21 protein-coding genes and 1 pseudogene are annotated in these 25,706 nt (G+C 70.3%); 6 read left to right on the plus strand and 16 right to left on the minus strand.

Features of this window, described 5'->3' with window-relative positions; all coding sequences use genetic code 11:
* Positions 1 to 598 precede the first annotated feature (598 nt).
* Positions 599 to 1,387 (plus strand): C40 family peptidase, encoded by a 789-nt coding sequence (locus ACZ3H8_RS10280; RefSeq protein ID WP_467399713.1) that lies wholly within the window; start codon positions 599 to 601, stop codon positions 1,385 to 1,387.
* A gap of 135 nt (positions 1,388 to 1,522) precedes the next feature.
* Here the strand turns inward: ACZ3H8_RS10280 and ACZ3H8_RS10285 are convergent, their stop codons facing one another.
* Positions 1,523 to 2,809 carry a geranylgeranyl reductase family protein gene (locus tag ACZ3H8_RS10285; protein ID WP_467399715.1) on the minus strand — a complete coding sequence of 429 codons (1,287 nt, stop codon included), beginning with the start codon at positions 2,807 to 2,809 and terminating at the stop codon, positions 1,523 to 1,525.
* A 99-nt stretch (positions 2,810 to 2,908) separates the two neighbouring features.
* Here ACZ3H8_RS10285 and ACZ3H8_RS10290 point away from each other — a divergent pair, with 99 nt between their 5' ends.
* The gene (locus ACZ3H8_RS10290; RefSeq protein ID WP_467399717.1) at positions 2,909 to 3,427 is read left to right on the plus strand and encodes a GNAT family N-acetyltransferase; all 519 of its coding nucleotides are present in this window, start codon (positions 2,909 to 2,911) and stop codon (positions 3,425 to 3,427) included.
* Here the strand turns inward: ACZ3H8_RS10290 and ACZ3H8_RS10295 are convergent.
* The 10 genes and pseudogenes from ACZ3H8_RS10295 to ACZ3H8_RS10340 all read right to left on the minus strand — a co-directional run bounded on the left by ACZ3H8_RS10295 (position 3,414) and on the right by ACZ3H8_RS10340 (position 14,022).
* Positions 3,414 to 5,585, minus strand: a complete 2,172-nt coding sequence (locus ACZ3H8_RS10295) for a hypothetical protein (RefSeq protein ID WP_467400002.1) — start codon at positions 5,583 to 5,585, stop codon at positions 3,414 to 3,416. The genes ACZ3H8_RS10290 and ACZ3H8_RS10295 overlap by 14 nt on opposite strands.
* 111 nt (positions 5,586 to 5,696) lie before the next feature.
* A pseudogene (locus ACZ3H8_RS10300) lies at positions 5,697 to 5,765 on the minus strand (zinc-ribbon domain-containing protein); the annotation flags it as partial.
* A 174-nt stretch (positions 5,766 to 5,939) separates the two neighbouring features.
* Complete coding sequence (locus tag ACZ3H8_RS10305; RefSeq protein WP_467399720.1) at positions 5,940 to 6,851, minus strand: glutaminase; 912 nt, start codon at positions 6,849 to 6,851, stop codon at positions 5,940 to 5,942.
* Positions 6,852 to 6,862: 11 nt separating this feature from the next.
* Positions 6,863 to 7,558, minus strand: coding sequence for a demethylmenaquinone methyltransferase (locus ACZ3H8_RS10310; RefSeq protein WP_467399721.1), 696 nt, complete (start codon positions 7,556 to 7,558; stop codon positions 6,863 to 6,865).
* A gap of 48 nt (positions 7,559 to 7,606) precedes the next feature.
* Positions 7,607 to 8,284 carry a hypothetical protein gene (locus ACZ3H8_RS10315; RefSeq protein WP_467399725.1) on the minus strand — a complete coding sequence of 226 codons (678 nt, stop codon included), beginning with the start codon at positions 8,282 to 8,284 and terminating at the stop codon, positions 7,607 to 7,609.
* On the minus strand, positions 8,281 to 9,009 hold the full coding sequence (locus ACZ3H8_RS10320; RefSeq protein ID WP_467399727.1) for a hypothetical protein: 729 nt from the start codon (positions 9,007 to 9,009) through the stop codon (positions 8,281 to 8,283). The genes ACZ3H8_RS10315 and ACZ3H8_RS10320 overlap by 4 nt, the downstream gene beginning before the upstream one ends.
* A complete protein-coding gene (locus tag ACZ3H8_RS10325) occupies positions 9,006 to 10,364 on the minus strand; it encodes a hypothetical protein (RefSeq protein ID WP_467399730.1) in 1,359 nt (452 codons plus the stop codon). Before ACZ3H8_RS10325 ends, ACZ3H8_RS10320 begins: the two co-directional genes overlap by 4 nt.
* Before the next feature lie 50 nt (positions 10,365 to 10,414).
* Positions 10,415 to 11,074, minus strand: a complete 660-nt coding sequence (locus tag ACZ3H8_RS10330) for a hypothetical protein (RefSeq protein WP_467399732.1) — start codon at positions 11,072 to 11,074, stop codon at positions 10,415 to 10,417.
* 18 nt (positions 11,075 to 11,092) lie between these two features.
* Complete coding sequence (mqnC, locus tag ACZ3H8_RS10335) at positions 11,093 to 12,292, minus strand: cyclic dehypoxanthinyl futalosine synthase (protein WP_467399735.1); 1,200 nt, start codon at positions 12,290 to 12,292, stop codon at positions 11,093 to 11,095.
* 122 nt (positions 12,293 to 12,414) lie between these two features.
* Entirely contained in the window at positions 12,415 to 14,022 is a 1,608-nt protein-coding gene (locus tag ACZ3H8_RS10340) for a serine/threonine-protein kinase (RefSeq protein WP_467399737.1), read from the minus strand.
* 205 nt (positions 14,023 to 14,227) lie between these two features.
* Between ACZ3H8_RS10340 and ACZ3H8_RS10345 the strand changes: the two genes are divergently transcribed.
* Positions 14,228 to 15,280 (plus strand): alpha/beta hydrolase, encoded by a 1,053-nt coding sequence (locus ACZ3H8_RS10345; protein ID WP_467399740.1) that lies wholly within the window; start codon positions 14,228 to 14,230, stop codon positions 15,278 to 15,280.
* A gap of 16 nt (positions 15,281 to 15,296) precedes the next feature.
* Here the strand turns inward: ACZ3H8_RS10345 and ACZ3H8_RS10350 are convergent, their stop codons facing one another.
* Positions 15,297 to 16,181, minus strand: coding sequence for a menaquinone biosynthetic enzyme MqnA/MqnD family protein (locus ACZ3H8_RS10350; RefSeq protein WP_467399742.1), 885 nt, complete (start codon positions 16,179 to 16,181; stop codon positions 15,297 to 15,299).
* A gap of 330 nt (positions 16,182 to 16,511) precedes the next feature.
* On the opposite strand from ACZ3H8_RS10350, the gene ACZ3H8_RS10355 reads away from it, so the two are divergent.
* The gene (locus tag ACZ3H8_RS10355; RefSeq protein WP_017948713.1) at positions 16,512 to 16,715 is read left to right on the plus strand and encodes a cold-shock protein; all 204 of its coding nucleotides are present in this window, start codon (positions 16,512 to 16,514) and stop codon (positions 16,713 to 16,715) included.
* 178 nt (positions 16,716 to 16,893) lie between these two features.
* Positions 16,894 to 17,298 (plus strand): DnaJ family domain-containing protein, encoded by a 405-nt coding sequence (locus tag ACZ3H8_RS10360; RefSeq protein ID WP_467399745.1) that lies wholly within the window; start codon positions 16,894 to 16,896, stop codon positions 17,296 to 17,298.
* A gap of 13 nt (positions 17,299 to 17,311) precedes the next feature.
* Here the strand turns inward: ACZ3H8_RS10360 and ACZ3H8_RS10365 are convergent, their stop codons facing one another.
* Together ACZ3H8_RS10365 and ACZ3H8_RS10370 are read right to left on the minus strand one after the other, a co-directional pair.
* Entirely contained in the window at positions 17,312 to 18,619 is a 1,308-nt protein-coding gene (locus tag ACZ3H8_RS10365) for a M1 family metallopeptidase (RefSeq protein ID WP_467399747.1), read from the minus strand.
* Between the two features lie 55 nt (positions 18,620 to 18,674).
* The gene (locus ACZ3H8_RS10370; protein ID WP_467399751.1) at positions 18,675 to 22,661 is read right to left on the minus strand and encodes a Pls/PosA family non-ribosomal peptide synthetase; all 3,987 of its coding nucleotides are present in this window, start codon (positions 22,659 to 22,661) and stop codon (positions 18,675 to 18,677) included.
* 525 nt (positions 22,662 to 23,186) lie between these two features.
* Here ACZ3H8_RS10370 and ACZ3H8_RS10375 point away from each other — a divergent pair.
* Positions 23,187 to 24,044, plus strand: coding sequence for a MaoC/PaaZ C-terminal domain-containing protein (locus tag ACZ3H8_RS10375; RefSeq protein WP_467399753.1), 858 nt, complete (start codon positions 23,187 to 23,189; stop codon positions 24,042 to 24,044).
* Here the strand turns inward: ACZ3H8_RS10375 and ACZ3H8_RS10380 are convergent.
* Together ACZ3H8_RS10380 and ACZ3H8_RS10385 are read right to left on the minus strand one after the other, a co-directional pair.
* Complete coding sequence (locus ACZ3H8_RS10380) at positions 23,980 to 24,627, minus strand: TetR/AcrR family transcriptional regulator (protein WP_398992325.1); 648 nt, start codon at positions 24,625 to 24,627, stop codon at positions 23,980 to 23,982. The two genes, ACZ3H8_RS10375 and ACZ3H8_RS10380, sit on opposite strands and share 65 nt — an antisense overlap.
* Before the next feature lie 181 nt (positions 24,628 to 24,808).
* Positions 24,809 to 25,585 carry a hypothetical protein gene (locus tag ACZ3H8_RS10385; RefSeq protein ID WP_467399756.1) on the minus strand — a complete coding sequence of 259 codons (777 nt, stop codon included), beginning with the start codon at positions 25,583 to 25,585 and terminating at the stop codon, positions 24,809 to 24,811.
* Positions 25,586 to 25,706: the final 121 nt, after the last annotated feature.

Genomic DNA, 25,706 nt, shown 5'->3' on the forward strand with positions numbered 1-25,706 from the left:
CAAGCCCGACTGCTCCGCATCCTATGCCTGCCGGTCTGTGATCTGCGACACGGGGTGCGACAACGCCTTTGTGATCTCCACCACCCGTCGAACGATCATGAAGTCGGATGAGCGGTGATCTTCATACGCGAAGCGCCCGAGTGGTCACCAGGCGTGACATCCGAGGGTGTTACCGCTGGTCGGAGGCTGTGCGCCCTACCAAGCAGTGGCCCGTACGGGCAAATTGGCGATGGACCTCAACGGGTGATAGTGGACGCCGTCCCACCCGGGTGGGGGCATGGGCGGACCGAAGTGGACAACGTGCCCGCATTCACGAGCCTCCGGCCACCCGGACGTTGACCTTTCTGTGACCTGCGCCACGCGCTTGTGACTTCAACAAAAGCAGGCTTGGCCAACGGAGTGAAGGGGTGGTAAGCGCCAGGCAATTCGGACCTTTTACGGAAAGCCCTTGATCAAAGCCGTGATCACGCATGCCCGTATTGCCCGTTACGGCGTCAATAAGGGTCCAGGGGGAGCGGATTCAGAGATTCCGGTCGTAACTGTGGCGCAACACACGTTTCTTGAAGGGAACCGCGCGCCCCTGATAGCGGTTGTACTCATGTCCCACACCGCTCACATACCCAGCCACCGGAAGCCCCGCCGCAGCGCATCGAAACTCGCGCTCCGGGCCGGAGTTGCCGGTGGCGTCCTCAGCACCATGGCAGTGGCCGGAGCTGCCGGGCCGGCGACCGCCGAGCCGGTGACCGAGACCATCGAAATGCCGACGCTCACCTCCGGCGCCCTCTCCGCCGCCGTCTCGCAGTCCGCCGAGGCCACTCAGCAGGTCGCCCTCGACCTCGAGTTGCAGGCCCAGGAGGACGCCGCCGCCGCCAAGGCCGCGAAGTCCGCCAAGCTGGCCCACGCCGAGGCCGAGCGCAAGGCCGAGGCCAAGAAGAAGGCCGAGGCGAAGAAGCGCGCCGAGGCCGAGGCCAAGGAGCGCGCCTCCCGCTCCTCCGAGCGCACCACGCTCTCCGCCCCCACCTCGAACGCCACGGGCTCCGCAGCGACCGTTGTCGCCTTCCTCAAGGCACAGCTCGGCGACGCCTACGTCATGGGCGCCTCCGGCCCCAACTCCTGGGACTGCTCCAGCCTCGTCCAGGCCGCTTTCCGGACGGTCGGCGTCGACCTCCCGCGCGTCTCGCAGGACCAGTCGGTGGCCGGCACCCAGGTGGGCACCTCCAACCTCCAGGTCGGCGACATCCTCTACTGGGGCGGCGCCGGTTCCGCGTACCACACCGGTGTCTACATCGGCGACGGCAAGTACCTCGACGCCGCCAACCCCGGCAAGGGCGTCGTCATCCAGGACCTGTCGGGCTACCCGGCGAGCGGTGCGGTCCGGGTTCTCTGACGGCACGCACACCACGAAGGGCCGCGGCTCCCCCGCTCGGGGGTGGAGCCGCGGCCCTTCGTCCGTTCACCGGCCTGCCCATTTCGGTTACACATAGGCGCGGTTTGCTCACTCGGGGTGGGCAGTGGGCCCGTATCAGGCCTTCGGGGCCACCTTCGAGAGACCGTTGATGATCCGGTCCATCGCGTCGCCGCCCGTCGGGTCGGTCAGGTTCGCCAGCATCTTCAGCGTGAACTTCATCAGCAGCGGGTGGGTCAGACCGCGCTGCGTCGCGATCTTCATGACCTTCGGGTTGCCGATGAGCTTCACGAACGCCCGGCCGAGGGTGTAGTAGCCGCCGTATGTGTCCTTGAGGACCTTCGGGTAGCGGTGCAGCGCCAGTTCCCGCTGCGCCGGGGTCTGCCGGGCGTGCGCCTGCACGATCACATCGGCGGCGATCTGCCCGGACTCCATGGCGTACGCGATGCCCTCACCGTTGAACGGGTTGACCAGCCCGCCCGCGTCGCCGACCAGCAGCAGGCCCTTGGTGTAGTGCGGCTGGCGGTTGAAGGCCATCGGGAGCGCGGCGCCGCGGATCGGCATCGTCATGTTCTCCTCGGTGTACCCCCAGTCCTCCGGCATCGAGGCGCACCAGGCCTTGAGCACCTCGCGCCAGTCCAGCTCCTTGAAGGAGGCGGAGGTGTTGAGCACACCGAGGCCGACGTTGGAGGTGCCGTCGCCCATGCCGAAGATCCAGCCGTAGCCGGGCAGCAGCCGGTCCTCGCCCGGGCCGCGGCGGTCCCACAGCTCCAGCCACGACTCCAGGTAGTCGTCGTCGTGGCGGGGCGAGGTGAAGTACGTCCGTACGGCCACGCCCATCGGCCGGTCCTCACGCCGGTGCAGCCCCATGGCGAGGGAGATCCGCGAGGAGTTGCCGTCGGCGGCGACGACGAGCGGCGCGTGGAAGGTGACCGGGGTCTTCTCCTCACCCACCTTGGCGTTCACGCCGGTGATACGGCCGGTGCCGTCGTCGATGATCGGAGCCCCGACATTGCACCGCTCGTACAGCCGCGCGCCCGCCTTCTGCGCCTGCCGGGCCAGCTGCTCGTCGAAGTCGTCGCGCTTGCGGACGAGTCCGTAGTCCGGGTAGGAGGCGAGATCGGGCCAGTCGAGCTGCAGGCGCACCCCGCCGCCGATGATCCGCAGGCCCTTGTTCCGCAGCCAGCCGGCTTCCTCGGAGATGTCGATGCCCATCGCGACCAGCTGCTTGGTGGCGCGGGGCGTAAGGCCGTCGCCGCACACCTTCTCGCGCGGGAAGGCGGTCTTCTCGAGGAGCAGGACGTCGAGTCCGGCCTTGGCGAGGTAGTACGCGGTTGTGGAGCCGGCCGGGCCTGCCCCGACGACGATCACATCGGCGGTGTGTTCGGAGAGGGGCTCGGTCACGGCGGGTTCTCCCGAAGACTCGATATTGCGTACCGAATGGCACAGGACATGTGCAGTCTATGGGGGCGTACTGATCCACAAACTGAAGGGTTCCCCCCTATGAGCAGGCCGCTCCCCGCCGTACAGCTGCGCGTGCCCACCGACGAGGACGCCCTGGCCTGGCACAGGATCTTCAACGACCCGGACGTCATGGAGTTCCACGGCGGGACGTCGGCCGAGCTTTCGGTCTACGAGGAGCTGACCGCCCGGCAGCGCAGACACGACGCCGAGCGCGGCTTCTGCTTCTGGACCATGCTCGACAAGGACGGCGAGGTCATCGGCTTCACCGGCGCGCAGCCCTGGCCGCACGAGGGCTTCGGCCCGGTCGGCGAGATCGAGATCGGCTGGCGGCTGACGCGGTCCGCGTGGGGCAAGGGGTACGCGACGGCCGCCGCCCGCACCACGCTGGAGCGGGTGCGGGCGGCGGGCGTCGAGCGGGTCGTGGCGATGGTGAACGCCCGCAACGAGCGCTCGATCGCGGTGATCCGGCGGCTGGGGATGGAGCTGGCCGAGACGTTCACGACGCCGGTGTCCCAGCAGAAGGGGTACTGCTTCCGGCTGGAACTCAGTTCGCTTTGAACGTGTTGATCGCGGTGGAGAACACCACGTCCCTGTTCGCGTCCCAGAGGTCGGCGCGGCCCGCGGCGAGGATCGCGTACTCCGTGCCGTCCGCGGCCACGAACGCCTGGTCGATGACGTGCCGCCGCAGGCCGCCCTCGTCCGGCTCGGGGATGTGGGTGAACTCCCAGAGCGCGCCCGGCCGTCCCTGGTAGGTGTTCTGCGCCAGCCGGCTGCGCTGGTAGTCGGTCACGGGGGTCTCCAGGTGCTTCTTCTCCAGGCCGAGGAAGTTCTCGTACGAGGACATGGGGGTGTTCTTGACGATCCCGATCTGGATGTACGAACCACCCGTCGGGGCCTCGTAGAAGATCTGGCTGCCCGCCTGCCGGCGCTTCCAGCCGTCCATCACCCCGACGGTGAACCCGGCGGGGTCCCGCTTCAGTACAAAGCCGGCGGGGAGCGCGGCGCCGCCCGGGGACTGGGACTGGGAGGGGTTGGTGGACGGGGTGGCGGCGGGGGACACAGGAGCCGAGTCGGAAGGCGAGGCGGATGGTGAGGCGGATGGTGAGGCGGACGCAGGCGGGTCCTGCTTGGGGGTGGGCGACTGCGAGGCGGCGGGCGGCTTGTTCTGTGCCTGGTCGGACTCGTCGTTGTTCTTCTTCAGGAGCAGCGCCCCGGCTGTCGCGCCGCCGCCGATGACGAACGCGGCGGTGAGGGTGGCCGTCCAGACAAGGACCTTGCGCTTGCGCTCGGCCGCGGCTGCCGTGGCGGCCGGATCGTGGGCAACCCCCGGCGCGGCGGCGAGGTGCACGGTGTGGGGGTCGGCCGCATAGGGAGCGGCAGGAGGCGTGGCGGGGGCCGTGGCGGGGGCCGCCGGAGTCACCGGGGCCGACAGCGGGCCATGCGCCGGAACCGGCGGAACCGGCACAACCGGCAGAACTGCCGCTTGCTGCCCCACCATCCGCAGCACATACGGGCCCAGGAACGTCGCCGCCCCCACCCACAGCAGCCCGAACAGCAGCGCGTCCGGAACGCTCGGCGCAAACTCCGAAGTGCCCTGACCGCCAAAGTCCGCGAGGCCGCCCGCAAAGTCGGCCGAGACTCCGCTGACGCCCGTGAACAGCAGGACGAGCCCCAGCGAGAAGCCGCCGGCCAGCAGCTGCTCGCGACGGTCCGCCGAGCGGCGAGCCGCCCACACGCCGAGCGTGAGCGCGCAGACCGCACCGAGGGCGAGCGCCCCGGCGACCGCTCCTCCGCCCCACACTTCGTTGATCTCCGGGAGTCCGAAACTGCCGTGCTCCGTGCTGGAGCCGATCGCGCTGAACTGGCCCTGGACGTCGTACTCCACCGGCACGCCCCAGCTCAGCCCGAGCACCGCGAAGCCGATGTTGGGCAGGATCGCCAGCGCGACCAGCAGGGCCGTGCCGTCCACGTCGTCCGCGTTGGCGTACGCGACGAAGCCGACCAGCGAGCAGAGCGCCAGCACGGCGCCGAGCGCGCGCACCGCCGTCCCCAGCGCACGTACCGTCGAGCGTGCCGCGGGCCGCTGCGCCAGCCACGCCGCGAGGTCGTCGCGCTGCAGCACCCCGCAGGTCACCGCGAGCGAGATCGCCAGGGCGCCGAGCGCCGCGAGCAGCGGGGACGAGGAGACCGCCACGCCCGCGATCTCGGGCTGCGCGAACAGGCCGAGCACGAGGACCACACCGGTGACCAGCAGCGAGAGCCGTACGGCGGCTTCCAGCCCGGCCCCTCGCGTACGCAGCATCCGCGCGCCCACGTACAGCGCGCCGATCCACAGCAGCGTCACCGTCAGCGGCACCACGGAGAGCGAGGCCGCGCCCATCGCGTCGATGCCCGAGTCGCCATAGTCCGAGGGGCCTCCGCCCGAGGTGTCGGGGTATCCTCCGCCGCCGAAGATCCCGCCCGAGGAACCGGAGCCGGAGCCCGAATCCGAGCCCGAGCCGAACGGTGACGAGCCGCCCGCCGCCTTCACCTCGAAGCCGCCGCCGAACCCTTGCAGCAGCATCGCGAGCGCGATCCGCAGCCGGTCGCTCCAGCCGACGACGACCTCGTCGTCCTGGCCGTACGACGGAATGGCGAGCACCACCGCCAGCGCCAGCAGCAGTCCGGCCGGCCAGACCGCGGCCTTCGCGGCTGCCGGCCAGTCGCCGCGGAACACCCGTCCGAAGAACGCCCCGACGGGGGAAGGCCGGGCGGGCTGCCCAACCGCAAAAGCGGGTGGGGCCGGAGGCATCGCGGGCGGGGCCGAAGCCTCCGGCAACCTCTCCCGTCCGCACTTCATGCAGAAGCGAGCCTCATCCGGAGATGGATTGCCGCAGTGCGGGCAGAACGACGCCATGGGGAGACTCCGAGGTGACAAGTGGGGACGGGCGGGGCGATAAGAACGTCGTAAACAACTGACTCATCTTCCCCGCCCGCCGGTTCCCGTCAACATCCGGCTGGGTTGGGCCAATTCACGCCACTTTCAAGGCAGTTCGCGGCTGCTGACGGCTGTTCACGGCAGCAGTCCCGGCTAGAACACCGAAAGCCCGGTCAGCGTCGTGAAGCGGTCCAACGCCGCGACCCCCGCCACCGAGTTGCCGCGCGCGTCCAGGCCCGGGCTCCAGACGCACAAGGTGCAGCGCCCCGGCACCACCGCGACGATGCCGCCGCCCACGCCGCTCTTGCCCGGCAGTCCGACCCGGTAGGCGAAGTCGCCGGCCGCGTCGTACGTACCGCAGGTGAGCATCACGGCGTTCATCTGCTTGGCCTCGCTGCGGGTCAGCAGGCGGGAGTCGTCGGCGCGCAGCCCGTGGCGGGCCAGGAAGCGGGCCGCCAGGGTCAGATCGGCGCAGCTCATCTCGATCGAGCACTGCCAGAAGTAGTGGTCGAGGAGGGTCGGTACGGGGTTGACGATATTGCCGTACGAGGCCATGAAGTGGGCCAGGGCGGCATTGCGGTCGCCGTACGCGGCCTCCGACTCGGCGACATCCGGGTCGAAGGCCAGGTGCGGGTTGCCGCTCTCCTGCCGCAGGAATTCCAGCAGTTCGCTGCTCGCGTCGCCGGTCAGGGTCTGCAGGATGTCGGTGACGACGAGCGCGCCCGCGTTGATGAAGGGATTGCGCGGAATCCCGTTCTCGTACTCCAGCTGCACCAGCGAGTTGAAGGGGTTGCCGGACGGCTCACGGCCGACGCGCTCCCAGAGGTCGGCGTCGCCGTGGGTCATGGCCAGCGCGAGGGAGAAGACCTTGGTGATCGACTGGGTGGAGAAGGGGTGCTGCCAGTCCCCCACTCCGTACACCTTGCCGTCCACGTCCGCGATGGCCATGCCGAAGCGGCGCGGGTCGACGGCGGCGAGTGCCGGGATGTACTCGGCGGGTCTGCCGCTGCCGATCTGCGGTGCGATGTCTGCCGCGATCCGTTCGAGGACCGCCTGGTAGTCCATGGCGGCGCGGGTTACTGCGGCTTGGTGCCGCGGTGCAGCGCCACGATCCCGCCGGACAGATTCCGCCACGCGACCTTGGACCAGCCTGCCTGCTGGAGCCGCTGCGCCAGCCCCGCCTGGTCGGGCCAGGCACGGATCGACTCGGCGAGATAGACGTACGCGTCCGGGTTCGACGAGACCGCCCGCGCCACCGGCGGCAGCGCCCGCATCAGATACTCGGTGTAGACCGTACGGAACGGCGCCCAGGTCGGCTGCGAGAACTCGCAGATCACGACCCGCCCGCCCGGCTTCGTCACCCGGTACAGCTCGCGCAGCGCCGCGTCCGTGTCCTGCACATTGCGCAGCCCGAACGAGATCGTCACGGCGTCGAAGACACCGTCGCGGAACGGCAGCTTCGTCGCGTCGCCCGCGGTGAGCGGCAGCCACGGGTTGCGCTTCTTGCCCTCGCGCAGCATGCCGAGGGAGAAGTCGCAGGGGATTACGTATGCGCCGGTGGCGGTGAACGGAAGCGAGGACGTGCCCGTGCCCGCGGCCAGGTCCAGGACCTTCTGCGCCGGGCGGGCGTCCACCGCCTTCGCGACCTCCTTGCGCCACCGCCGGTCCTGACCGAGCGAGAGCACATCGTTGGTGAGGTCGTAGTTCGCCGCCACGTCGTCGAACATCGAGGCGACTTCGTGCGGCTGCTTGTCCAGGGTTGCTCGGGTCACGCACCCCATTCAAGCAGCACGTTGAAACAGCACGCCGCCCGGCAGGGCTCACCGGAACCGGGGCCGGCTCCCGCCACCTCTCTGCGACCTCCTGATGGCGTACGCGAAGAGCCCGAGGCCGACCACGATGATCACGCCGAACACGCCGAGCGCGGTCCACCAGGACATGGTCCCCTTCCGGTCCTGGGCCCCGTCCTCGCCTTCGTCGCCCCAGCCGTTCTCCTTCTCGTACCGCTCCGCGGCCGTGCCGGAGGCGACGACATCCACGAAGCGGGGCAGCGAGACGCGGAGCGGGTCGCCGTACTCGCCGAGCAGTGTGGCCGTCTCCGCGTCCCGCTCGACTCCGTACTCCTGGGCGACCAGGTCGTCACCGTCCTCGTCCGCGACCACGTACACGCCGTCGCGCCGCAGCCGGTCGTACACGAAGGCGAGCAGGATCTCCGGGTCGCCTTCGTACGGGTCGGTGTGGTCGTGGTTGTTCGGCGTGACCACGACATAGATCGGCACCTTGGACGCACCGAGCCGCTCGCGGATCTTGCGCTGAACGGGAGGCTTCAGCAACGCGGTCCTCGCCGGGTCGACGTAGAGCGGGTCACGGGCGAGGTGCTCGGCAATGGCCCGGGCCCGGTCGGGCTGCTCCGCGACGGCTGGGCCGGCGGTGAGCAGCAGCACGGGCAGCGCGAGCGCGGCGGCCGAGCGGCACGCGCGACGTCGCATGGTCGTCATCGGACCCCCTCCAGCTGGGCGTCGAGCGCGGCCCCGGCCCGGCGGACCGCACGGGGCGGGGTGGGCCTGCGCCGTACAAGACGGACCAGGAGCAGCACGACCGGCCGCAGCACGTACCCGCCGACCAAGGCGCCGGGGATCAGCGCCGTCGCGATCTCCGCCCAGTCGTCGCCCGAGAGCCGGTCGTCGGGGTGCTCGCTCGCCTTCTCGTCGACCGGATCGCCTTCGCGCGGCTCGTCCCAGGTCGTCGAGCCGGTCAGCCTGCCGGGCGGCCCGTCCGCGAGCCGGTCGGTGGCCCGCGCGTAGTCCAGCGCCAGATCGCGGATTCTGCCGCTGTCGCGCTCGCACTGCTGCGGGATCTCCAGGGGCTTCTTCTTGGGCAGGGTCTGGGTGTTGACGCCGAAGCAGCCGTCGTCGATGACCAGGATGTACGCGCCGTTCCTGCCGGTCTGCTTCGCCAGCGCCCGTATCCGCGCGTCGTTGATGTACCCCTGCGGCACGCCGGGCATGACCGCGACGTACACCGGGGCCTTCAGCTTCTTCAGCCCGTCCTCGAGCTTCTTGCGGTCCGCGGGCTTGAGGAGATGGCCGACGTCCGGGTCGACATGCACCGGCCGCTCCCGCAGCACCCCGGCCGCCCGCTCCACGGGGTCGTAGTCGTACGGAGCGGCCGCCCCGACCCCGAGCAGCGCGCCCGCGACGAGCAGAATCCCCGCCGCCCTCATGCCCGGACCTCCTCGTCCGTGTCCGCGTCCGTGTCCGTGTCCTGGTCGGCGTCCTCGTCCTCGTCGGCCCATGTCCCGAGGACGTGCAGCAGCAGCTCCGCATCCCAGTCCAGGGTGGCCGCCCCGTATCCGGTCGCCTGCCACACCGCATTCGTGTAGCCGGACTCGTAGTACGGCACCGTCCCGTCGTCGTCCCACACGAGCAGTGGATCGGGCCTGTGCGCGGCGCAGGCCGGGCAGACGGTGACGTCGGCGGGATCGTCTTCCTCGCCGGGATACGGAATGCGCTCGGCCCCACGCTCGTGCAACGGGTTGTAGAAGCAAGGAGGCTGGAGCGCGAAGGGCACTCCGTCGCGCATCGCCGCCAGCGCCCGGATGCCGATCCGGCTGATCTCGATCGAGGCGACGATGTCGGGCAGGTCCATCGCCTCGACGACGCGCCTCCCCTCCGGGTGTTCCGTCTCGAAGTCGGGCGGGATGGAACAGATCACCAGGTCGTCCGCGAGGTCCGCAGCGTTCTCGGCAAGCGATCCGTCCACCGGCAGCCCCGCCGAACTCGCCGCCCGCAGCGCCGCGTCGAGCGCGTTCCTGCGGCGTACGGCCAGATTGAACAACGTCCCGTACGCCTCGTCGGGAAGCTCCGGCGCGGACCGCCAGTCCACGTCGGGCACGTCGTCCGCCGGGACACGCCCGCGCCGCGGCCACAGCGGCAGATCGGTGAGCCGGTGCAGCAGCCCCAGCAGCGCCACCACCACCGCGCCCACGATCCCGACCACGAGCGCGGCCGTCTCCGCCCGGTACTCGGGCTCGCGGTAGGACATGTCGTCGTTGATCGAGCCCTGCCCGCGCGGCACTTCACCGGTACGGAGGCCGTTCAGCGCGACGACGGTGATGTCGCCGAGCGATGCGTTCTCATCATTGCTCCAGCCGCGCATGCGGTACTCGACGCTCTCGGCATCCCCCTTGGGCGCTACGCCGTACGCCCGTATCCGCGCCCGCCCGCTCTGGTCGACATGGACGTAGGCCCCGTCCTTGCGCAGCCGGTCGTGCAGCAGCGCGAGGTACGCGACGCCGAACTTGCCGCTCCCGTCGCCCTCCCAGACCGGGCTGACCGAGACGTAGACGGGGATGCCTGCGGCCTTCAACTCCCGTGCGACAGTACGTATTCGCCCGGCGTCCTGCGGCCCGACCGCACCCGGTTCGAGGTGCGGGCTGAGATGGACGGGGTCCTTGCGCAGGGCGTCGGCGGCGATGTCGGCGCGGGTGGGCGGCGGGTCAGCCGCGACTGCCGCCGTGGCTGCCGCGTGGGCCGTGCCGCCCGCCGCGAGCACCAAGACGGCGGCTGCTGACACCATCCGCACCATGTAAACCACAGGCCCCTCCCGTCACTTCGGCGGGGGTCACCCTACGCGCGCCGGTACACCAGACGTCCACCGAGTACGGTCGCGACGCAGGTCCCCGCGCCGTGCAGCCGCAGCATCCGCGCCGGGACGTCGTCAGCCAGGACATCGTCGACCGGTACGTCGAAGACCGCGAAGTCGGCGGGCCCGCCGACCGTGAGGCTCCGGTCGAGCAAGACGGTCAGCGGGTAGCCCTTGAACGGGTCGAGCGTGAGCGCCTCGCGCTCGGCACCACCCATCGGTTCGCGTACATACAGCCCCGACCGTGCCACCGCCGTCCGCACCGCGGGCCGGGTGAACGGGCCGCAGACCGCGGTCACCCCGTGCCGCAGCAACCGCTGCAGCCCGCGCCGCGCGCTCGCGCCCCAGCGAGCCTCGTCCATCTCCAGCGCCGCCAGCGCCTCGCCGGTCAGCGGCTCGGTGCCGAGCCGGTCAGCCTCGCGCGGATCGGGGTGGTAGGCAGCCTCAAGCAGCGCGGCGGCCTGCGGGTGCCGCAGCCCGGGGGTCAGCAGCCCGGGCCAGCGCCGCACCCGCGCCTGCGGGCGGGCGGCAGCCATCTCCTCGTACGTGCCCATCGCGATGATCAACCCGGCGTCCACGGCAACCGCGTGGACCCCCCGGCGGCCGCCCGCAAAGACGTCGTCCGCCACATGGATGGTCTGCAACTCGGCCTCGTACCGCTCTTAGTTGGAGGCGAGCAGCTTCAGCTCGGGGTGGGCCGTACCACCCTCGATCGCCGTGGACGAGATGTGCGAGGCGACGCGCTCGTCGACCGGGTCGTCCGCCGGGTCGTCGTGCACGACGATGTGTTCGTACGTGGTCGTCCGCTGCGCGGGCACCCGGCCCGACTTACGGATCAGGTCGATGATCTCCAGCCGGTTCGACCGGTGCTTCGCGCCCGCCGAGGAGACGACGTTCTCCTCGAGCATGATCGAACCCAGGTCGTCCGCGCCGTAGTGCAGCGACAGCTGGCCGACCTCCTTGCCCGTGGTCAGCCACGAGCCCTGGATGTGGGCGACGTTGTCGAGGAAGAGGCGCGCGATCGCGATCATGCGCAGGTACTCGAAGAGCGTCGCCTGCGTACGGCCCTTGAGGTGGTTGTTCTCGGGCTGGTACGTGTACGGGATGAAGGCCCGGAAGCCGCCCGTCCGGTCCTGCACGTCGCGGATCATCCGCAGGTGCTCGATCCGCTCGGCGTTGGTCTCGCCGGTGCCCATCAGCATTGTCGACGTCGACTCGACGCCCAGCCGGTGCGCGGCCTCCATGATCTCCAGCCACCGCTCGCCGGACTCCTTGAGCGGCGCGATCGCCTTGCGCGGCCGCTCGGGCAGCAGCTCGGCGCCGGCGCCCGCGAAGGAGTCGAGGCCGGCGGCGTGGATCCGGGAGATCGCATCCTCGACCGGCACCTTGGAGATACGGGCCATGTGCTCGACCTCGGAGGCACCGAGGGAGTGGATCACCAGCTCCGGGTACGCCGTCTTGATCGCCGAGAAGTGCTTCTCGTAGTACTCGACGCCGTAGTCCGGGTGATGCCCGCCCTGGAACATGATCTGGGTGCCGCCCAGCTCGACCGTCTCGGCGCAGCGCCGCAGGATGTCGTCGAGGTCGCGCGTCCAGCCCTTGTCGGTGTCCTTCGGCGGGGCGTAGAAGGCACAGAACTTGCAGGCGGTGACGCACACGTTGGTGTAGTTGATGTTGCGCTCGACGATGTACGTCGCGATGTGCTCCGTACCGGCGTAGCGCCGCTTGCGTACGGCGTCCGCGGCCACGCCGAGCGCGTGCAGCGGTGCCGAGCGGTAGAGGTCGAGCGCCTCTTCGGGCGTGATCCGCCCACCCTCGGCAGCACGGTCCAGCACGGACTGAAGGTCGGCCTTCTCGGTCACCGGGCGTCACCTTTCGGCGGTGTTTCAGAGCATCTGCGGGCCGATCCAGCCTACGCCAGGGGTTGTGGCAACCTGCGGGCACGGTCGGCACGGCGCCGGTGCGTGGCCCGCCACGGTGACGATCACCTCGACTTTTCCAGCAGGGCACGCGGGTTGCCCGCCCGTGGGTCCTGGGAGGTGTACTCCAGGCGGCCTTCGGTGAGCCGCAGCTTCACCGTGTGCGTGCCCGCCGTGCAGGTGCTGCCTTCCTTGCCGCTGGACTTGCCCTCGGCGACCAGCTCCGTCCTGCTCGCGCTGCGCAGTACGAGGTTGTCCTCGCAGGCGAAGCTCCCCAGGGCGTCGAACTGGTTGACCGTGCCGACCTTCGCGCCCGTCTTCCCGGAGCCGATGACGATCGTGAAGGTCCCGGCGTTGATCTTGCTCCCGGCGAACTCGACCTGGAAGGGACCCTTCCAAGTGCCGATGAAGCTGTCCGACACGGACGGGCTCCTGGTCTTCTGCTGCCCGGCCGCCGAACTGTCGCTCGTGTCGTTCCCGCCCGAGAACAGACCGGACAGCACCGCCCCGCCCACCGTCACCGCCGCCAGCGCACCCGCCACCGCCAGGGCCACCGTGCAGCTCACCTTCCGGCCCCGGCGTTCGCCCGGCTCGCCGGACCCGGTCGGTACGGAGTCGGCCGTCATCGAGACGGAGAGCCCTCCGTTGGAGCTGTGTTGGCCCGGCAGCGACGAGTCCCTGGGCGGCTCCACCGGCGGCCCGAAGGCCCCGACCGCCGCGCTGCTGAACGCCACCGGCCCCGACGCAACCGGCCCCGAACCCACCGGCCCCGCCTGCGACGGCTCCAGATCCAGCAGTCTGACCGCCGACCGGCTGACCTGCTCGACCAGCGGGCCCGGCAGCCATCCCGCCCCGACCAGCGCGGCCGCCCCACCCGGGGCCAGCCTGTTCGCGATGTCGGCGGGCGCGGGCCGCGCGGCCGGGTCCTTGGCGAGGCAGTCTGCGACCAGCTCGCGCAAGTCGCCCTCCAGGGAACCCAGTTCGGGCTCCCCGTGCACCACCTTGTACAGCAGCGCGGCCGAGGAGTCGCCCGGGAAGGGCGCCGCGCCCACCGCCGCGTACGCCAGCACCGCGCCCAGTGAGAAGACATCGGCCGCGCCCGCGACGCCCTTGCCGAGGATCTGCTCCGGCGACATATAGCCGGGCGAGCCGACCGAGACCCCGGTGGAGGTGAGCGAGGCGGTGCCGTCGGTGGCCCGGGCGATCCCGAAGTCGATCAGCCGCGGCCCGTCCAGGGTCATCAGCACATTGGACGGCTTCACATCCCGGTGCACCAGCTCGAGAGCGTGCACGGCCGCCAGCGCCTCCGCGAGGCCGGCGCCCAGCACCCGTACCGAATGCGTGGGCAGCGGACCGTGGTCGGCCACCGCCTGGGACAGGGCAGGACCGGCCACATACCCAGTTGCCACCCAGGGCACCGGCGCCTCCGGGTCGGCGTCCAGCACCGGCGCCGTCCACTGCCCGCCGACCCGCCGCGCCGCCTCCACCTCACGCCGGAACCGCGCCCGGAACTCCTCGTCGAGCGCGAAATGCGGATGGACCACCTTCACCGCGACCGTACGGCCGCCCGCGCTGCGCCCGAGATAGACGCGGCCCATCCCGCCCGCCCCCAGCCTGCCGAGCAGCCGGTACGCCCCGATGCTCTGCGGCTCGCCCGGATCCAGCGGCTGCATCTGCACTCCCCCGATTGCCTGTTGCCCTGCATTGCCTCGTGTCGCGTCGCACCTACTGCGCTTCAGCCTAGGCCCGGCGTGTTCGGCATCACGAGGATTCCCGCGGCCACGGAGCGAACCGAACCGGGAGTTCCGTCATCTCTCTGGTCGTAAATCACACGGCTTGTCCAAAAACCGCCTGTGCCAGAACCCTCGGAGTCCCCCAATGAAACGCCTGCCCAAGGCCCTCATAGCCGCCGTCGCCCTCGGCTCTGTCGCGCTCGTCGCCGGCTGCTCGGACGAGGGCGACCCGGTCTCCTTCGACGGGCCCACCGCGAAGGCCCCCGCCGCCCAGCAGTCGGGCGGCGGCTCCGGCGGCAGTACGGCCGACAAGGCGGCCGCGGAAGCCGCGGCGAAGACACTGATGCCGACCGGCCCGAAGGCCGAGTTCACCACCCAGAACACTCTCGACGACGGCACCAAGATCGGCGTCACCACGCTGGACGGCAAGAAGTCCGGCTTCCAGGGCAAGGTGTGGGTCTGGGCCCCGAAGGAGTACTTCGACCCCAAGTACGCGAACAGCGGTTTCCCCGTGCTGATCGCCCTCCCCGGCGGCAACGGCTACCCCAAGAACTACTGGATGGGCACCGACCTCAAACTGCAGAGCAGCATCAGCAAGTGGTCGCAGGAGGGCAAGAGCCTGCCGTTCATCGTGGTCATGCCGGTGCTGAATCCGGACGCCAAGTACTACTACGACGGCAGCGACATACCGGGCCGGCCGAAGATGGGGACCTGGATGACCGAGGACGTCCCCGAGTTCGTAAAAGCCAACTTCCGTACGTTCAAGTCCCGGGACGGCTGGGCCTTCATGGGCTCGTCCTCCGGTGCGTTCGTCGGCCTGAAGTCCGTGCTGCAGCACTCGGACAAGTTCAAGGCCGTGATCGCCTCGGGCCCGGACACCGTGCCGGACTCGCCGCTCTGGTCGGGCCACGAGGCGCAGCGGCAGGCCAACAACCCGGAGAAGCTCGCCAAGGCCCTGTCCGCCAAGCCCGACACCAAGGACAACGACGTCTATCTGGCCTTCCAGATCGGTACCAAGGAGTCCGGCATGAACAAGCTCAAGGACTTCATCCGCGACTACGGCAAGGGCCCGGTCAAGACCCGCCTCCAGGTCATCCAGGACGGCGAGCACAACGCCAAGACCTATGTGAAGGGCATGGGGGACGGAACCATCCAGTGGATCAGCGAGCACATGCAGGCTCCCATCCCCGCGTCCTGACCCCGGCCCCGCCTCGTCACCACTGCCGGCCGCCGAGCAGCTCCACCGTCACATCAGCCGGGAACCCGGTCGTCGGCCCGGTCCGGCGCGCGAATTCCCGTACGCCCGCGAGCTGCTCGGCCCCGAAACGGAAGTCCAGAGTTGTGAAGTAGCGCTCAAGGAGTTCCGCGTCGAAGGTCTCCCAGCGCGCCGCCTGCTCGGCCACCTTGGTGACCTCCTCCAGGGAGACATCCCGCGAGGCGAGGAAGGCCTCGTGCACCTTCTGTACGACGACGGGCTCGCGCGCCAGATAGTCCTTGCGCGCCGCCCACACCGCGAAGACGAACGGCAGCCCGGTCCACTCCTTCCACATCAGCCCCAGGTCGTGGACCTGGAGGCCGAGCTTCGGCGCGTCGTGCAGCGAGGCCCGCAGCGCGGCGTCGCCGATCAGCACGGCCGCGTCCGCCTCCTGCATCATCAGGCCGAGGTCGGGCGGGCACGTGTAGTAGTCGGGCGTCACCTTGTACTGCTCGGCGAGCAGCAGCTGGGCAAGCCGTACCGACGTACGCGACGTGGAGCCGAGCGCCACCCGCGCCCCGTCGAGCTGCTCCAGCGGCACCTGGGACACGATCACGCAGGACATGACCGGCCCGTCACAGCCGACCGCGAGGTCGGGGAAGGCGACGAGCTGATCGGCGTTGCGCAGGAATTCGACGAGGGTGATCGGCGCGATGTCGAGGGCGCCGCGCACCAGCTGCTCGCTGAGCTTCTCGGGGGTGTCCTTTGTCAGCTCGAGATCGAGGAGAGTTCCGGTACGCGCCAGCCCCCAGTACAGGGGAAGACAGTTCAGGAACTGGATGTGACCGACGCGGGGCCGGCTGCGACGGTGGTCGGTTGCTGTGCCTTCTCCAAGACTGTCCACATCGCGAGGCTAGACCTGTGGCCTACGGGCGGGGGCGCCGGGGCCGTACTCACGCCCGTACGCGCGCCCGTGCACGCACCCGTCCCGAGCTGCGATTCGTCCGCGATTCACCGGCCAATCGTCAGCGGATCAAGGCCCCGTAAAACGTCCGGGTGACGTGATCTTTCCCTCTACCGCTGCGCACACGCTGCGTGCTAGGCTCAACGCAAGTTGCAGTTTGGTTTCCCTTGCAGTACAGAGCCTGCGGAGCATGTAACCCGCAGGCTTTTGTAGTTTTCAGACTTCTTGCAGGTTCTGGAGCAGGGCAACCCTTTGGCCCAAGGAGGGCTTATGGCTACCGGAACCGTCAAGTGGTTCAACGCTGAAAAGGGCTTCGGCTTCATCGCCCAGGACGGCGGCGGCCCGGATGTCTTCGTCCACTACTCCGCGATCAACGCGACCGGCTTCCGCTCCCTCGAGGAGAACCAGGTCGTGAACTTCGACGTCACCCAGGGCCCGAAGGGCCCGCAGGCGGAGAACGTCACCCCGGCCTAGTCAGCCACGGGTCGGCGATCGCGAACGACTTAGCAGTACCAAGGAGCCCCGTTCTTTATGGATCGGGGCTCCTGCCTTTCCGGCTTTTGGCCTTTCTCCCCCACCATCACCGCGTGCGACACGTGCCACGATTGGGGACAGAGGTGTGAAAGCAGCGGGTCGAGCGGGAGGACGAGTCGTGACCGAACGCAAGCCGCCGGGCGTCAGCTTCGAGTCGTGGGTCGACAAGCAGATCCGCGAGGCGTCCGAGCGAGGGGACTTCAAGGACCTGCCGGGGTTCGGGAAGCCGCTGCCCGACGTTGATCGCACCTACGACGACCTGTGGTGGGTCAAGCAGAAGATGCACCGCGAGCACCTCTCCTACCTGCCGCCCACGCTCGCCCTCCGCAAGGAGGCAGAGGACGCCCTGGAGGCCGCCCGGCGGGCGCCGTCCGCGGCCGAGGTTCGGCGGATCCTGGCGGAGGTCAACGAGAAGATCGCCGCGGCGATCCGCCGCCCTCCGCCGGGTCCCCCGCTGGGGCTCCAGCCCTTCGACGTGGACGCTGTCGTACGCGACTGGCGCTCCGGCCGGCCCGCAGGCTGAGAGTCTCCCGACGTCAGTGGCGCGGTTGCGGCAGAGTCGGCAGTTTCGCGTCGTACAGCCACATCGTGAACAGCCCGTCGAGCGGGTGCGAGGAGTGCCGCTGCGCGAGCGCGATGAACTCCTCCGTGGTCACCACCCCGTGGCGGTGGCTCGCGGTCCACTCCCGCAGCAGCCTCACGAACGCAGCGTGCCCGATCACCGTACGCAGCGCGTGCAGCGCGAGCCCGCCCCGCTCGTAGAGCCGGTCGTCGAACAGCCGCCGCAGCCCCGGGTCGCCGATCCGGATGTCCTGGCGCATCAGGGCCAGCTTGGCCCGGGACTTGGCGGCCAGCGTGGCCGCCGAGGGGCCGCCGGACACCTCGGACCAGAGCCACTCCGCGTACTTCGCGAAGCCCTCGTTGAGCCATATGTGCCGCCAGTCCGCGACGGTCAGGCTGTTGCCGAACCACTGGTGGGCCAGCTCGTGCGCGACCAGGCGTTCGCTGCCGCGCCGCCCGTCCACATGATTGGCACCGAAGATCGAAAGACTCTGTGCCTCGACAGGCACGTCCAGTTCCTCGTCCACCACCACGACCGCGTAGTCGTCGAAGGGGTAGGGGCCGAAAAGGTCCGTGAAGGCGGTCATCATCTGCGGCTGCCGGGCGAAGTCGTGCTCGAAACGGCTGAGCAGCCGCCGGGGCACGGCGGCCGGCTGCGGCACCTGCCCGGCCTGCTTCACCTCGACGAGCTCGTACGGGCCGATCTGGACGGTCGCGAGATAGCTGGCCATGGGCGCCGGGTGCTCATACACCCAAGTAGTGGTGGAGGCGCTGATCGTACGAGAGGTGAGGGTGCCGTTGGCGACCACGGTGTACGGGGACGGGGTGGTCACCGCGATCCGGTAGGCGGCCTTGTCGCTGGGGCGGTCGTTGCAGGGGAACCAGGAGCGGGCGCCGCTCGGCTGGGAGGCCACCAGCGCGCCCTCCTCCAGCTGTTCCCAGCCGAGGTCGCCCCAGTCGCGGGTGCGGACGGGCCGCGGGACGCCGGTGTAACGCACCTCGACGGTGAAGGCGGCCCCGGCGCGCAACGGCCGGGCGGGCCGTACCCGCAGCTTGTCGGCGCGGTGCGTGTACCGGGCCGGTCGGGCGTCGTCCACGAGTACGCGGTTGATACGGAACGGGCCGAGGTCCAGGGCGACCTCGGCCAGCTCGCGTTCGGCGACGGCGCTGATCCTGGCCCGGCCGGAGAGCCGGCCGGCGTACGGACGGTAGTCCAGCTCCAGGTCGTACTCCGTCGTCCGGTAGCCGCTGTCACCGTGCTGCGGCAGGTACGAATCCGTCACCCTTGTACGCCCTCTGTGTCTTTCTCATCGTGCGAGTTCGGTGCCGCGGTCTTTCTCATCGTGCAGTTTCCGTGCCCCGCTCATCGCCTTGCCAGGCCGCGATCGGGTTCCCCAGCCAGCGGGTCCCCGCCGGCACCCTCTCCCCTCGCATCACCAGCGACGCCGGGCCGACCGTCGCCCGCTCGCCGATGACCGCGCCGGGCAGCGCGATGCCGTGCGGGCCCAGCGTCGCGCCCGCTTCGAGGACGACATTGTCCATACGCATGATCCGGTCATGGAAGAGGTGCGTCTGCACAACACACCCGCGATTGACGCTCGCCCCGCCGCCGACCGTCACAAGGTCGGCCTCCGGCAGCCAGTACGTCTCGCACCACGCCCCACGGCCGATGCGGGCGCCTAGCCCGCGCAGCCACAGGTTCATCAGCGGGGTCCCGCTGATGGCGCCGACCAGCCACGGCACGGCGAGCACCTCCACAAAGGTGTCGGCGAGCTCGTTGCGCCACACGAAGGACGACCACAGCGGGTGCTCAACGGCCCGGAAACGGCCGACCAGCAGCCACTTCGCCGCGATCGCGACGACGCAGGCCACCAATCCCGCGGCGAGCAGCACCCCGCCGCCGCACAGCACCGCGAGGCCGGCGCCGATGCGGGCGGCAAGCAGCTCGAAGGCCGCGAGGGCCAGTACGGCGAGTGCCGCTCCGCACATGACCGGCACGATCCGGCAGACCTCGACGGCCGCGCGGGCCCACATGAGCCGCTTCGGCGGGTGGAAGGTACGGCTCTGGTCGCCTTCTTCGGCCGACCGGGGCAGCTTCATCGGGGGCATCCCGAGCCAGGAGCTGCCCGCCTTCGCCCGCTTCGGGGTGGCGGACAGTACGCCGACCAGGCCGCGTTTGGGTACGGAACGGCCCGCGGCCGTCATCCCGGAGTTGCCGAGGAAGGCCCGCTTGCCTATCCGCGCCTCGGCGATCCGCAGCCAGCCGCCGCCGAGTTCGTACGAGGCGACCATCGTGTCGTCGGCGAGGAACGCCCCGTCGCCGACCGTCGTCATCGCGGGCAGCGCCAGCACGGTCGACGCCTCGACCCGGCGGCCCACTTTCATGCCCAGGGCCCGCAGCCACACGGGCGTGAACAGGCTCGCGTACAGCGGGAAGAGGTGCACCCGCGCCATGTCCATCAGCCGCTCGGTCGCCCACGCCTGCCAGGCGACCCGGCCGTGGACGGGGTGGTAGCCCTCTCGCAGGCCGATGCTGAGCAGCCGTACGCCGACCAGGACGATCAGCGCGTACGTGACCACGGCGACGACCGTCGCGAGCGGCACGGCGGTCAGGGCGGCCGTCAGCGCTTCACCGATGCCGGTGCGGCCGCGCAGGAACAGGCCGATCACCAGCAGGCCCGGCAGCGCCGCGAGCGCGGGCAGCAGCCCGAGCGCCAGGGATGTGAGCGAGTAGACCGTGGTCCAACGCCGCCTGCGCGGCGGGCGGCCGTCGGGGAGATGGCGGTTGGCCTTCCCCTTGCGGGAGGCGGGCACGCCCGCCCAGCGCTCGCCGGCCGGGACCGTTGCGGTCACACCGGAGCCCGGCGCGATCTCGGCGCGCTTGCCGATACGGGCGCCGGGGAAGAGCGTGCTGCGTGCGCCGACGGTGGCTCCGGCGCCGATCCGTACGGTGCCGATGTGCAGCCGGTCGCCGTCGAGCCAGTGCCCGGACAGATCCACCTCGGGCTCGACCGCGCAGCCCTTGCCGAGGCGCAGCATCCCGCTCACCGGCGGCAGCGCGTGCAGATCGACGTCGTCGCCGATACGGGCGCCGAGCGCCCGTGCGTAGTACGTGAGCCATACGCCGGCGAGGCTGGTGGCGCCGCTGAGTTCGGCGAGGCGTTCGGCCGTCCACAGCCGCAGATGGACGCCGCCGCCGCGCCGATACGTACCGGGGCGCAAGCCGCGCAGCAGCAACCGCGCACCACCCGCCGCGATCACGATCCGCCCGGGCGGGCTGACGATGAGCAGCCAGCCGAGGCCCACCCACCACCACGACACGGTGGGCGCCCACGGCAGGCCGAGCACGTTCCCCAGGAGATTGCTGACCGCCGCCGCCACCACGCCCCAGCGCAGCCCGACAACGCCGAGCAGCGGCAGCATGAGCAGCGTCTGTGCGAATCCGGTACGGCGCGGCACCGGCCGCACCTCCCCGGCCTCGGGTCCGCCGGTGGAGGACGCGTCCAGCGTCCGGGCGAGCGCGCCGAGCGTCGGGTTCTGGTAGATGTCGCCGACCGACCCGGCCGCGTACCGCTCCCGGATGCGTGACACGAGTTGCGCGGCGGCCAGGCTGCCGCCGCCGTTCACGAAGAAGTCCGCGTCGGGGCCGGTGACCGGGGTGCCGAGGAGTTCGGCCCACTGCTCGGCCAGCCAGGCTTCGGTGACGGTGAGTTCGGCATCCTCGGCCGGTGTGTCCACGTTCGGCAAGGGCCAGGGCAGCGCGGCCCGGTCCACCTTGCCGGAGGTACGGGTGGGGAGGGTGTCGACGACGGCGAGCAGCGGCACGAGGGCCGCGGGCAGCTCCTTGCGCAGCCGTTTCACGCTGTCCGCCTGGTCGAAGCCGTCGCTCTCGACGCCTTCGCTCTCGACGCCGTCAGTCCCGGCACCTTCGCTCTCGGCGCCGTCCCTTCCGGCGGCGTCGCTCTCGACGACATAGCCGACCAGCAGCTGATGTCCGGCTGCGGTGGTACGAACCGCGGCCGCCGCTCCCGCCACGCCCGGCAGGGCTTGCAGCGCCGCGTCGATCTCGCCGAGTTCGATACGGCGGCCGCCGAGCTTGATCTGCTCGTCCGCGCGGCCGACGAAGAGCAGGCCGTCCGCCTCCGCCCTCACCAGGTCCCCGCTGCGGTAGGCGCGGTCCCAGCCGAGGGCGGGCAGGGGTGCGTACTTCTCGGCGTCCTTCTCCGCGTCCAGGTAACGGGCCAGGCCGACGCCGCCGATGACGAGCTCACCGGTCTCGCCCATGGACACGAGGTCGCCCTGGGCGTCCACGACTGCGAGCTCCCAGCCGTCGAGCGGCAACCCGATCCGTACCGGTCCTTCGCCGGTCAGGAGCGCGCCGCAGGCGACGACGGTGGCCTCGGTCGGGCCGTAGGTGTTCCAGACCTCACGCCCCGTGACGGCCATGCGCTCGGCCAGCTCGGGCGGGCAGGCCTCGCCGCCGAAGATCAGCAGCCGTACGTCGTCGAGCGCCTCGGCCGGCCACAGCGCGGCGAGGGTGGGGACCGTCGAGACGACGGTGATGCGCTGCTCGACCAGCCAGGGGCCGAGGTCGAGGCCGGTACGTACGAGGGAGCGGGGCGCAGGGACCAGGCAGGCGCCGTGCCGCCAGGCGAGCCACATCTCCTCGCAGGAGGCGTCGAAGGCGACGGACAGCCCGGCGAGAACGCGGTCGCCGGGGGCGAGGGGCTTCTCCGCCAGGAAAAGGCGGGCCTCGGCGTCGACGAAGGCGGCGGCGCTGCGGTGGGTGACCGCGACGCCCTTGGGCTTGCCGGTGGAACCGGAGGTGAAGATGATCCACGCGTCGTCGTCCGGCCCCGGGCGCTTGCCCGTGTCACCGGCGGGGGCACCGCACGGCACGATCGTCCGCCCGGCGCCGATGACGGCGCTCACCGCGGCCTCGGTGAAAACCAGCTCGGCGCGCTCGTCGGGGTCCTCGGCGTCGACCGGGACGTAGGCGGCGCCCGCCGCGAGTACGGCGAGAATCGACACGTACAGGTCGGCGGTCCCGGACGGCACGCGTACGCCGACGCGGTCGCCGACACCGATCCCGGCGGCGGCCAGACGCAGCCGCATCGTCTCGACCTCGGCGAGCAGTTCGCGGTACGTGAGGGGCGCGGTGCCGTCGTGGACGGCTGATGCATTCGGGTGACGGCGGGTGGTCTCGTCGAGGATGTCGAGGAGGGTGCGCTCGGGGGCTGCGGCTCCCGCGATGAAGAGCGCGGGCGCGGGCGCCTGGTCGAGCAGCGGGTCGAGCAACGTCAGGGACTCGGCGGCCACGGTCATACAGCGTCCCGCAGGTCGACCGGTAGAGGTTGGTTCCTGTGGATGACGGCCCGGTTCGTACGCATCTCTCACTCTCCGTAGGTCGTGTCGAGTGCGCTGCGAATCCCCATTCCGCGCACGGCAATCGGCGAGTTTATCCAGCGTTAACCCGACTCGCCTGTTGTGCGAGGCACAGGCCATTCGTTCCCGTCGGCCCGCCCGGACCGCGATCGAACGGCATCACCCCTGCTCGGAAGGGTGGATGGAGCCACTCTCCGTACGGCGTCCCGGCCCGGCGCCGACCGCCCGAATGTGGCGAAGGGCACTCGCCGGTCACCCTGCGTTCATGCGGGGCGGCTGTCAGACGCGTGCTGCTTGACCGGCAAAGAAGGGGCGTTCAGGCGACGTGTTCAGCCGTACTCACACCCAGGAGTGGCTGAGTAACGTTACTTCGCAGTAAATCTGCGACCCAGCAGGGGAGTCAGGACAATGACCGACCGACCAGGTCGTACGCGTCGACGGGCAGAGGCTGTTGGGAGCAGGACAGTGCCCCTCGCGCTCACCCTGGCGCGAGGCGCGCTGACGTCGCCGTTGAAGCGGAACATCCATGCGGGAGCCCGGCTCCCCGGGACCCGGCTGGTGGATCCGGGCGTACGGATCGACCCGGTCCGCCTCGCCGCGTACGCACATATCTGCGGCTTCCAGCAGGCGGACCCGCTGCCCCTCCCGTATCCGCACATCCTCGGATTCCCGCTCGCGATACGGCTGATGGCGGACCGGAGCTTCCCGCTTCCTCTCCTCGGCCTGGTCCACACTCGTATCGAGATCACCCAGCACCGCGCCCTGCGTCCCGAGGATCCGCTTGAACTCGCCGTGTACGCAGATGAGTTGAGGCCACACCACCGCGGCACGGAAGTCACGATGGTGACGGAGGCACGGCTGGACAGGAAGCCGGTGTGGGAATCCCGCAGCGCCTATCTGGCCCGTCACAGAACCATCCAGTCCGGTCCTCCCGACGGCGCTCGCGAGAGCACCCCCGGTCTCCCCCTCCCCGCGGTCGCCGAGTGGCAGCTCCCCGCCGGCCTCGGGCGCCGCTACGGCGCGGCCTCGGGCGACCGCAACCCCATCCATCTGCACCCGTTGACCGCGAAGCTGTTCGGCTTCCCGCGCGCGATCGCCCACGGCATGTGGACGCTCGCCCGCTGTCTGGCCGAGGCGGATACGGGTCAAGTGGGCTACGTACGAGCGGAGTTCAAGGCCCCTGTACCGCTCCCCACGACCGTGACCTACGCAGCCGGCGGCACTGCCTTCCAACTCCGCAGCGGCGACCGCGTCCACCTCACCGGGGAGACCAGCGCTCACCCTTCATCAGGTCGCCCAGCCCCATCCAGGCGAAGTTCATGAGCGTCCCCGCCGCTTCCTTCGCCGAGACGCCCCCGGTCTCGTTCGCCCACCCCGCGAGCGACTCCGCCGCACCGACCAACGCCTGTGCGAGCCCCGCCAGATCCCGGTCCGCCAGCTCGGGGCCCTGGTGGGCCTCGCGAGCCGCGGCGCCGATCAGACCGGTCACGAACGCCACGATCTCGTCCCGCATCGCCGCCACCTCCGCGGCGAACGGCTCCCCGTGCGTCCGCGCCTGCCGGTGCAGCACCGACCAGCCATCGGGGTTCTCTGCGGTGTGCGTGAAGAACGCCCCGAGCCCCGCCCACAGTTGCCGGTCAGCCGGCAGCCCCGGCTCGGCCCCTGCCTGCACGGCCGCGATCAGCGCCTCGGACTCGCGCCGGATGCACGCCGTGAAGAGCTCTTCCTTGGAGCTCAGATACAGATAGACCAACGGCTTGGAGACCCCGGCCAGTTCTGCGATCTCGTCCATCGAGGCCGCCCGGTAGCCGCGCTGCCCGAAGGTCTGCACGGCGGCGTCCATCATCTGCCGCTCGCGCACCGCGCGCGGCATGCGTTTGCTCCTGACGCCCTTCACAGCACCCATGTCAGACATCCTCCCGCCCCACACATCCTTACTTCGCGGTAAGCCTACGACCCCCAACAGGAGCCCAAAAACGCGGAACGGCCCCCCTTCCAGCATGAAAGGGGGGCCGCGCCACGATCCAGACCAGGTCAGGACTGCAACCTGACCAGAACCGCTGGCCGAGTCGAGCGCCTGGAGCGGGCTACGGCTGAAGCGTTACCTCTGTCCAAGCGTCGTCGCACGTAAGGGTCGGGGCCACCGCCGGAGGACCAGGGTCGAAGGGGTTCAGGGTGCACTGGGTCTCATACACGACCCCGGCCGTGGTCGTCACCTGGATCGAGATGCCCTCCGTCACAGTCGGATCCAGCCCGTTGGCGGACACCGAGATGGAACAGGCGTCCAGCGGGAAGCTGTCATCGTCGCTGATTTCCGTCCAGGCGTAGGTGCCGCCGGGGACCGTCCGGACGCCCGCGTGGGCCTCGACAGGGCCCAGGCCCGCGCCGTCCGGATCGAAGAGCGTGGCGCTGACCTGGTGGAGGGCTACCGCTTCGGCCACGAGGGGGGTAAAGGTGTCGATGTCGTTGCACGATCCAGGGCCGGTGGCACCGGTCGCACCGGTGGCACCCGTGGCACCCGTGGCACCCGTAACGCCCGTAGCGCCCGTGGCACCCGTGGCGCCGTTGTCGCCCTTGTCGCCCTTGTCGCCCTTGTCGCCCTTGCCGCCCCCGCAGTCATCGCCGCCGGCGGACAGTACAGCCTTCCCGTCCTCCAGCGCGATCTCGCAGTAGTCGTCGTCGCCACCCGACGGGCCTGCCACACTCACGGTGCCAGGCGCCATGGGACTGTGCGATACGGCAACCGCGGGGCTCGCGAACCCCGCAAGCATGAGGACCATCGACGCGACGGTGCCGCCGGTCAGCCAGGCACTGCGTCTGGGAAGCGGACCAAGGGAGGACCTGGTCCTGTTCTCAGGATTCATTCACTGCTCCTTTTGGAACCGGATCTTGGAACCGGATCGGATGATGCGCCGGAAGCGAGTTCGAGCTTCCCTGGGAATCATCGGTTCACAGACGCAATGCCTTGAGAGCCTCGCAGTGCTA

Source organism: Streptomyces sp. NPDC002868, assembly GCF_055563295.1.

Bases quoted from the DNA above. Each gene is read 5' to 3' on its own strand.
- ACZ3H8_RS10280 (WP_467399713.1), top strand. From the start codon at position 599: ATGTCCCACACCGCTCACATACCCAGCCACCGGAAGCCCCGCCGCAGC.
- ACZ3H8_RS10290 (WP_467399717.1), top strand. From the start codon at position 2,909: ATGAGCAGGCCGCTCCCCGCCGTACAGCTGCGCGTGCCCACCGACGAG.
- ACZ3H8_RS10305 (WP_467399720.1), bottom strand. From the start codon at position 6,851: ATGGACTACCAGGCGGTCCTCGAACGGATCGCGGCAGACATCGCACCG.
- ACZ3H8_RS10315 (WP_467399725.1), bottom strand. From the start codon at position 8,284: ATGACGACCATGCGACGTCGCGCGTGCCGCTCGGCCGCCGCGCTCGCG.
- ACZ3H8_RS10320 (WP_467399727.1), bottom strand. From the start codon at position 9,009: ATGAGGGCGGCGGGGATTCTGCTCGTCGCGGGCGCGCTGCTCGGGGTC.
- ACZ3H8_RS10325 (WP_467399730.1), bottom strand. From the start codon at position 10,364: ATGGTGTCAGCAGCCGCCGTCTTGGTGCTCGCGGCGGGCGGCACGGCC.
- ACZ3H8_RS10340 (WP_467399737.1), bottom strand. From the start codon at position 14,022: ATGCAGCCGCTGGATCCGGGCGAGCCGCAGAGCATCGGGGCGTACCGG.
- ACZ3H8_RS10345 (WP_467399740.1), top strand. From the start codon at position 14,228: ATGAAACGCCTGCCCAAGGCCCTCATAGCCGCCGTCGCCCTCGGCTCT.
- ACZ3H8_RS10355 (WP_017948713.1), top strand. From the start codon at position 16,512: ATGGCTACCGGAACCGTCAAGTGGTTCAACGCTGAAAAGGGCTTCGGC.
- ACZ3H8_RS10370 (WP_467399751.1), bottom strand. From the start codon at position 22,661: ATGACCGTGGCCGCCGAGTCCCTGACGTTGCTCGACCCGCTGCTCGAC.
- ACZ3H8_RS10380 (WP_398992325.1), bottom strand. From the start codon at position 24,627: ATGGGTGCTGTGAAGGGCGTCAGGAGCAAACGCATGCCGCGCGCGGTG.
- ACZ3H8_RS10385 (WP_467399756.1), bottom strand. From the start codon at position 25,585: ATGAATCCTGAGAACAGGACCAGGTCCTCCCTTGGTCCGCTTCCCAGA.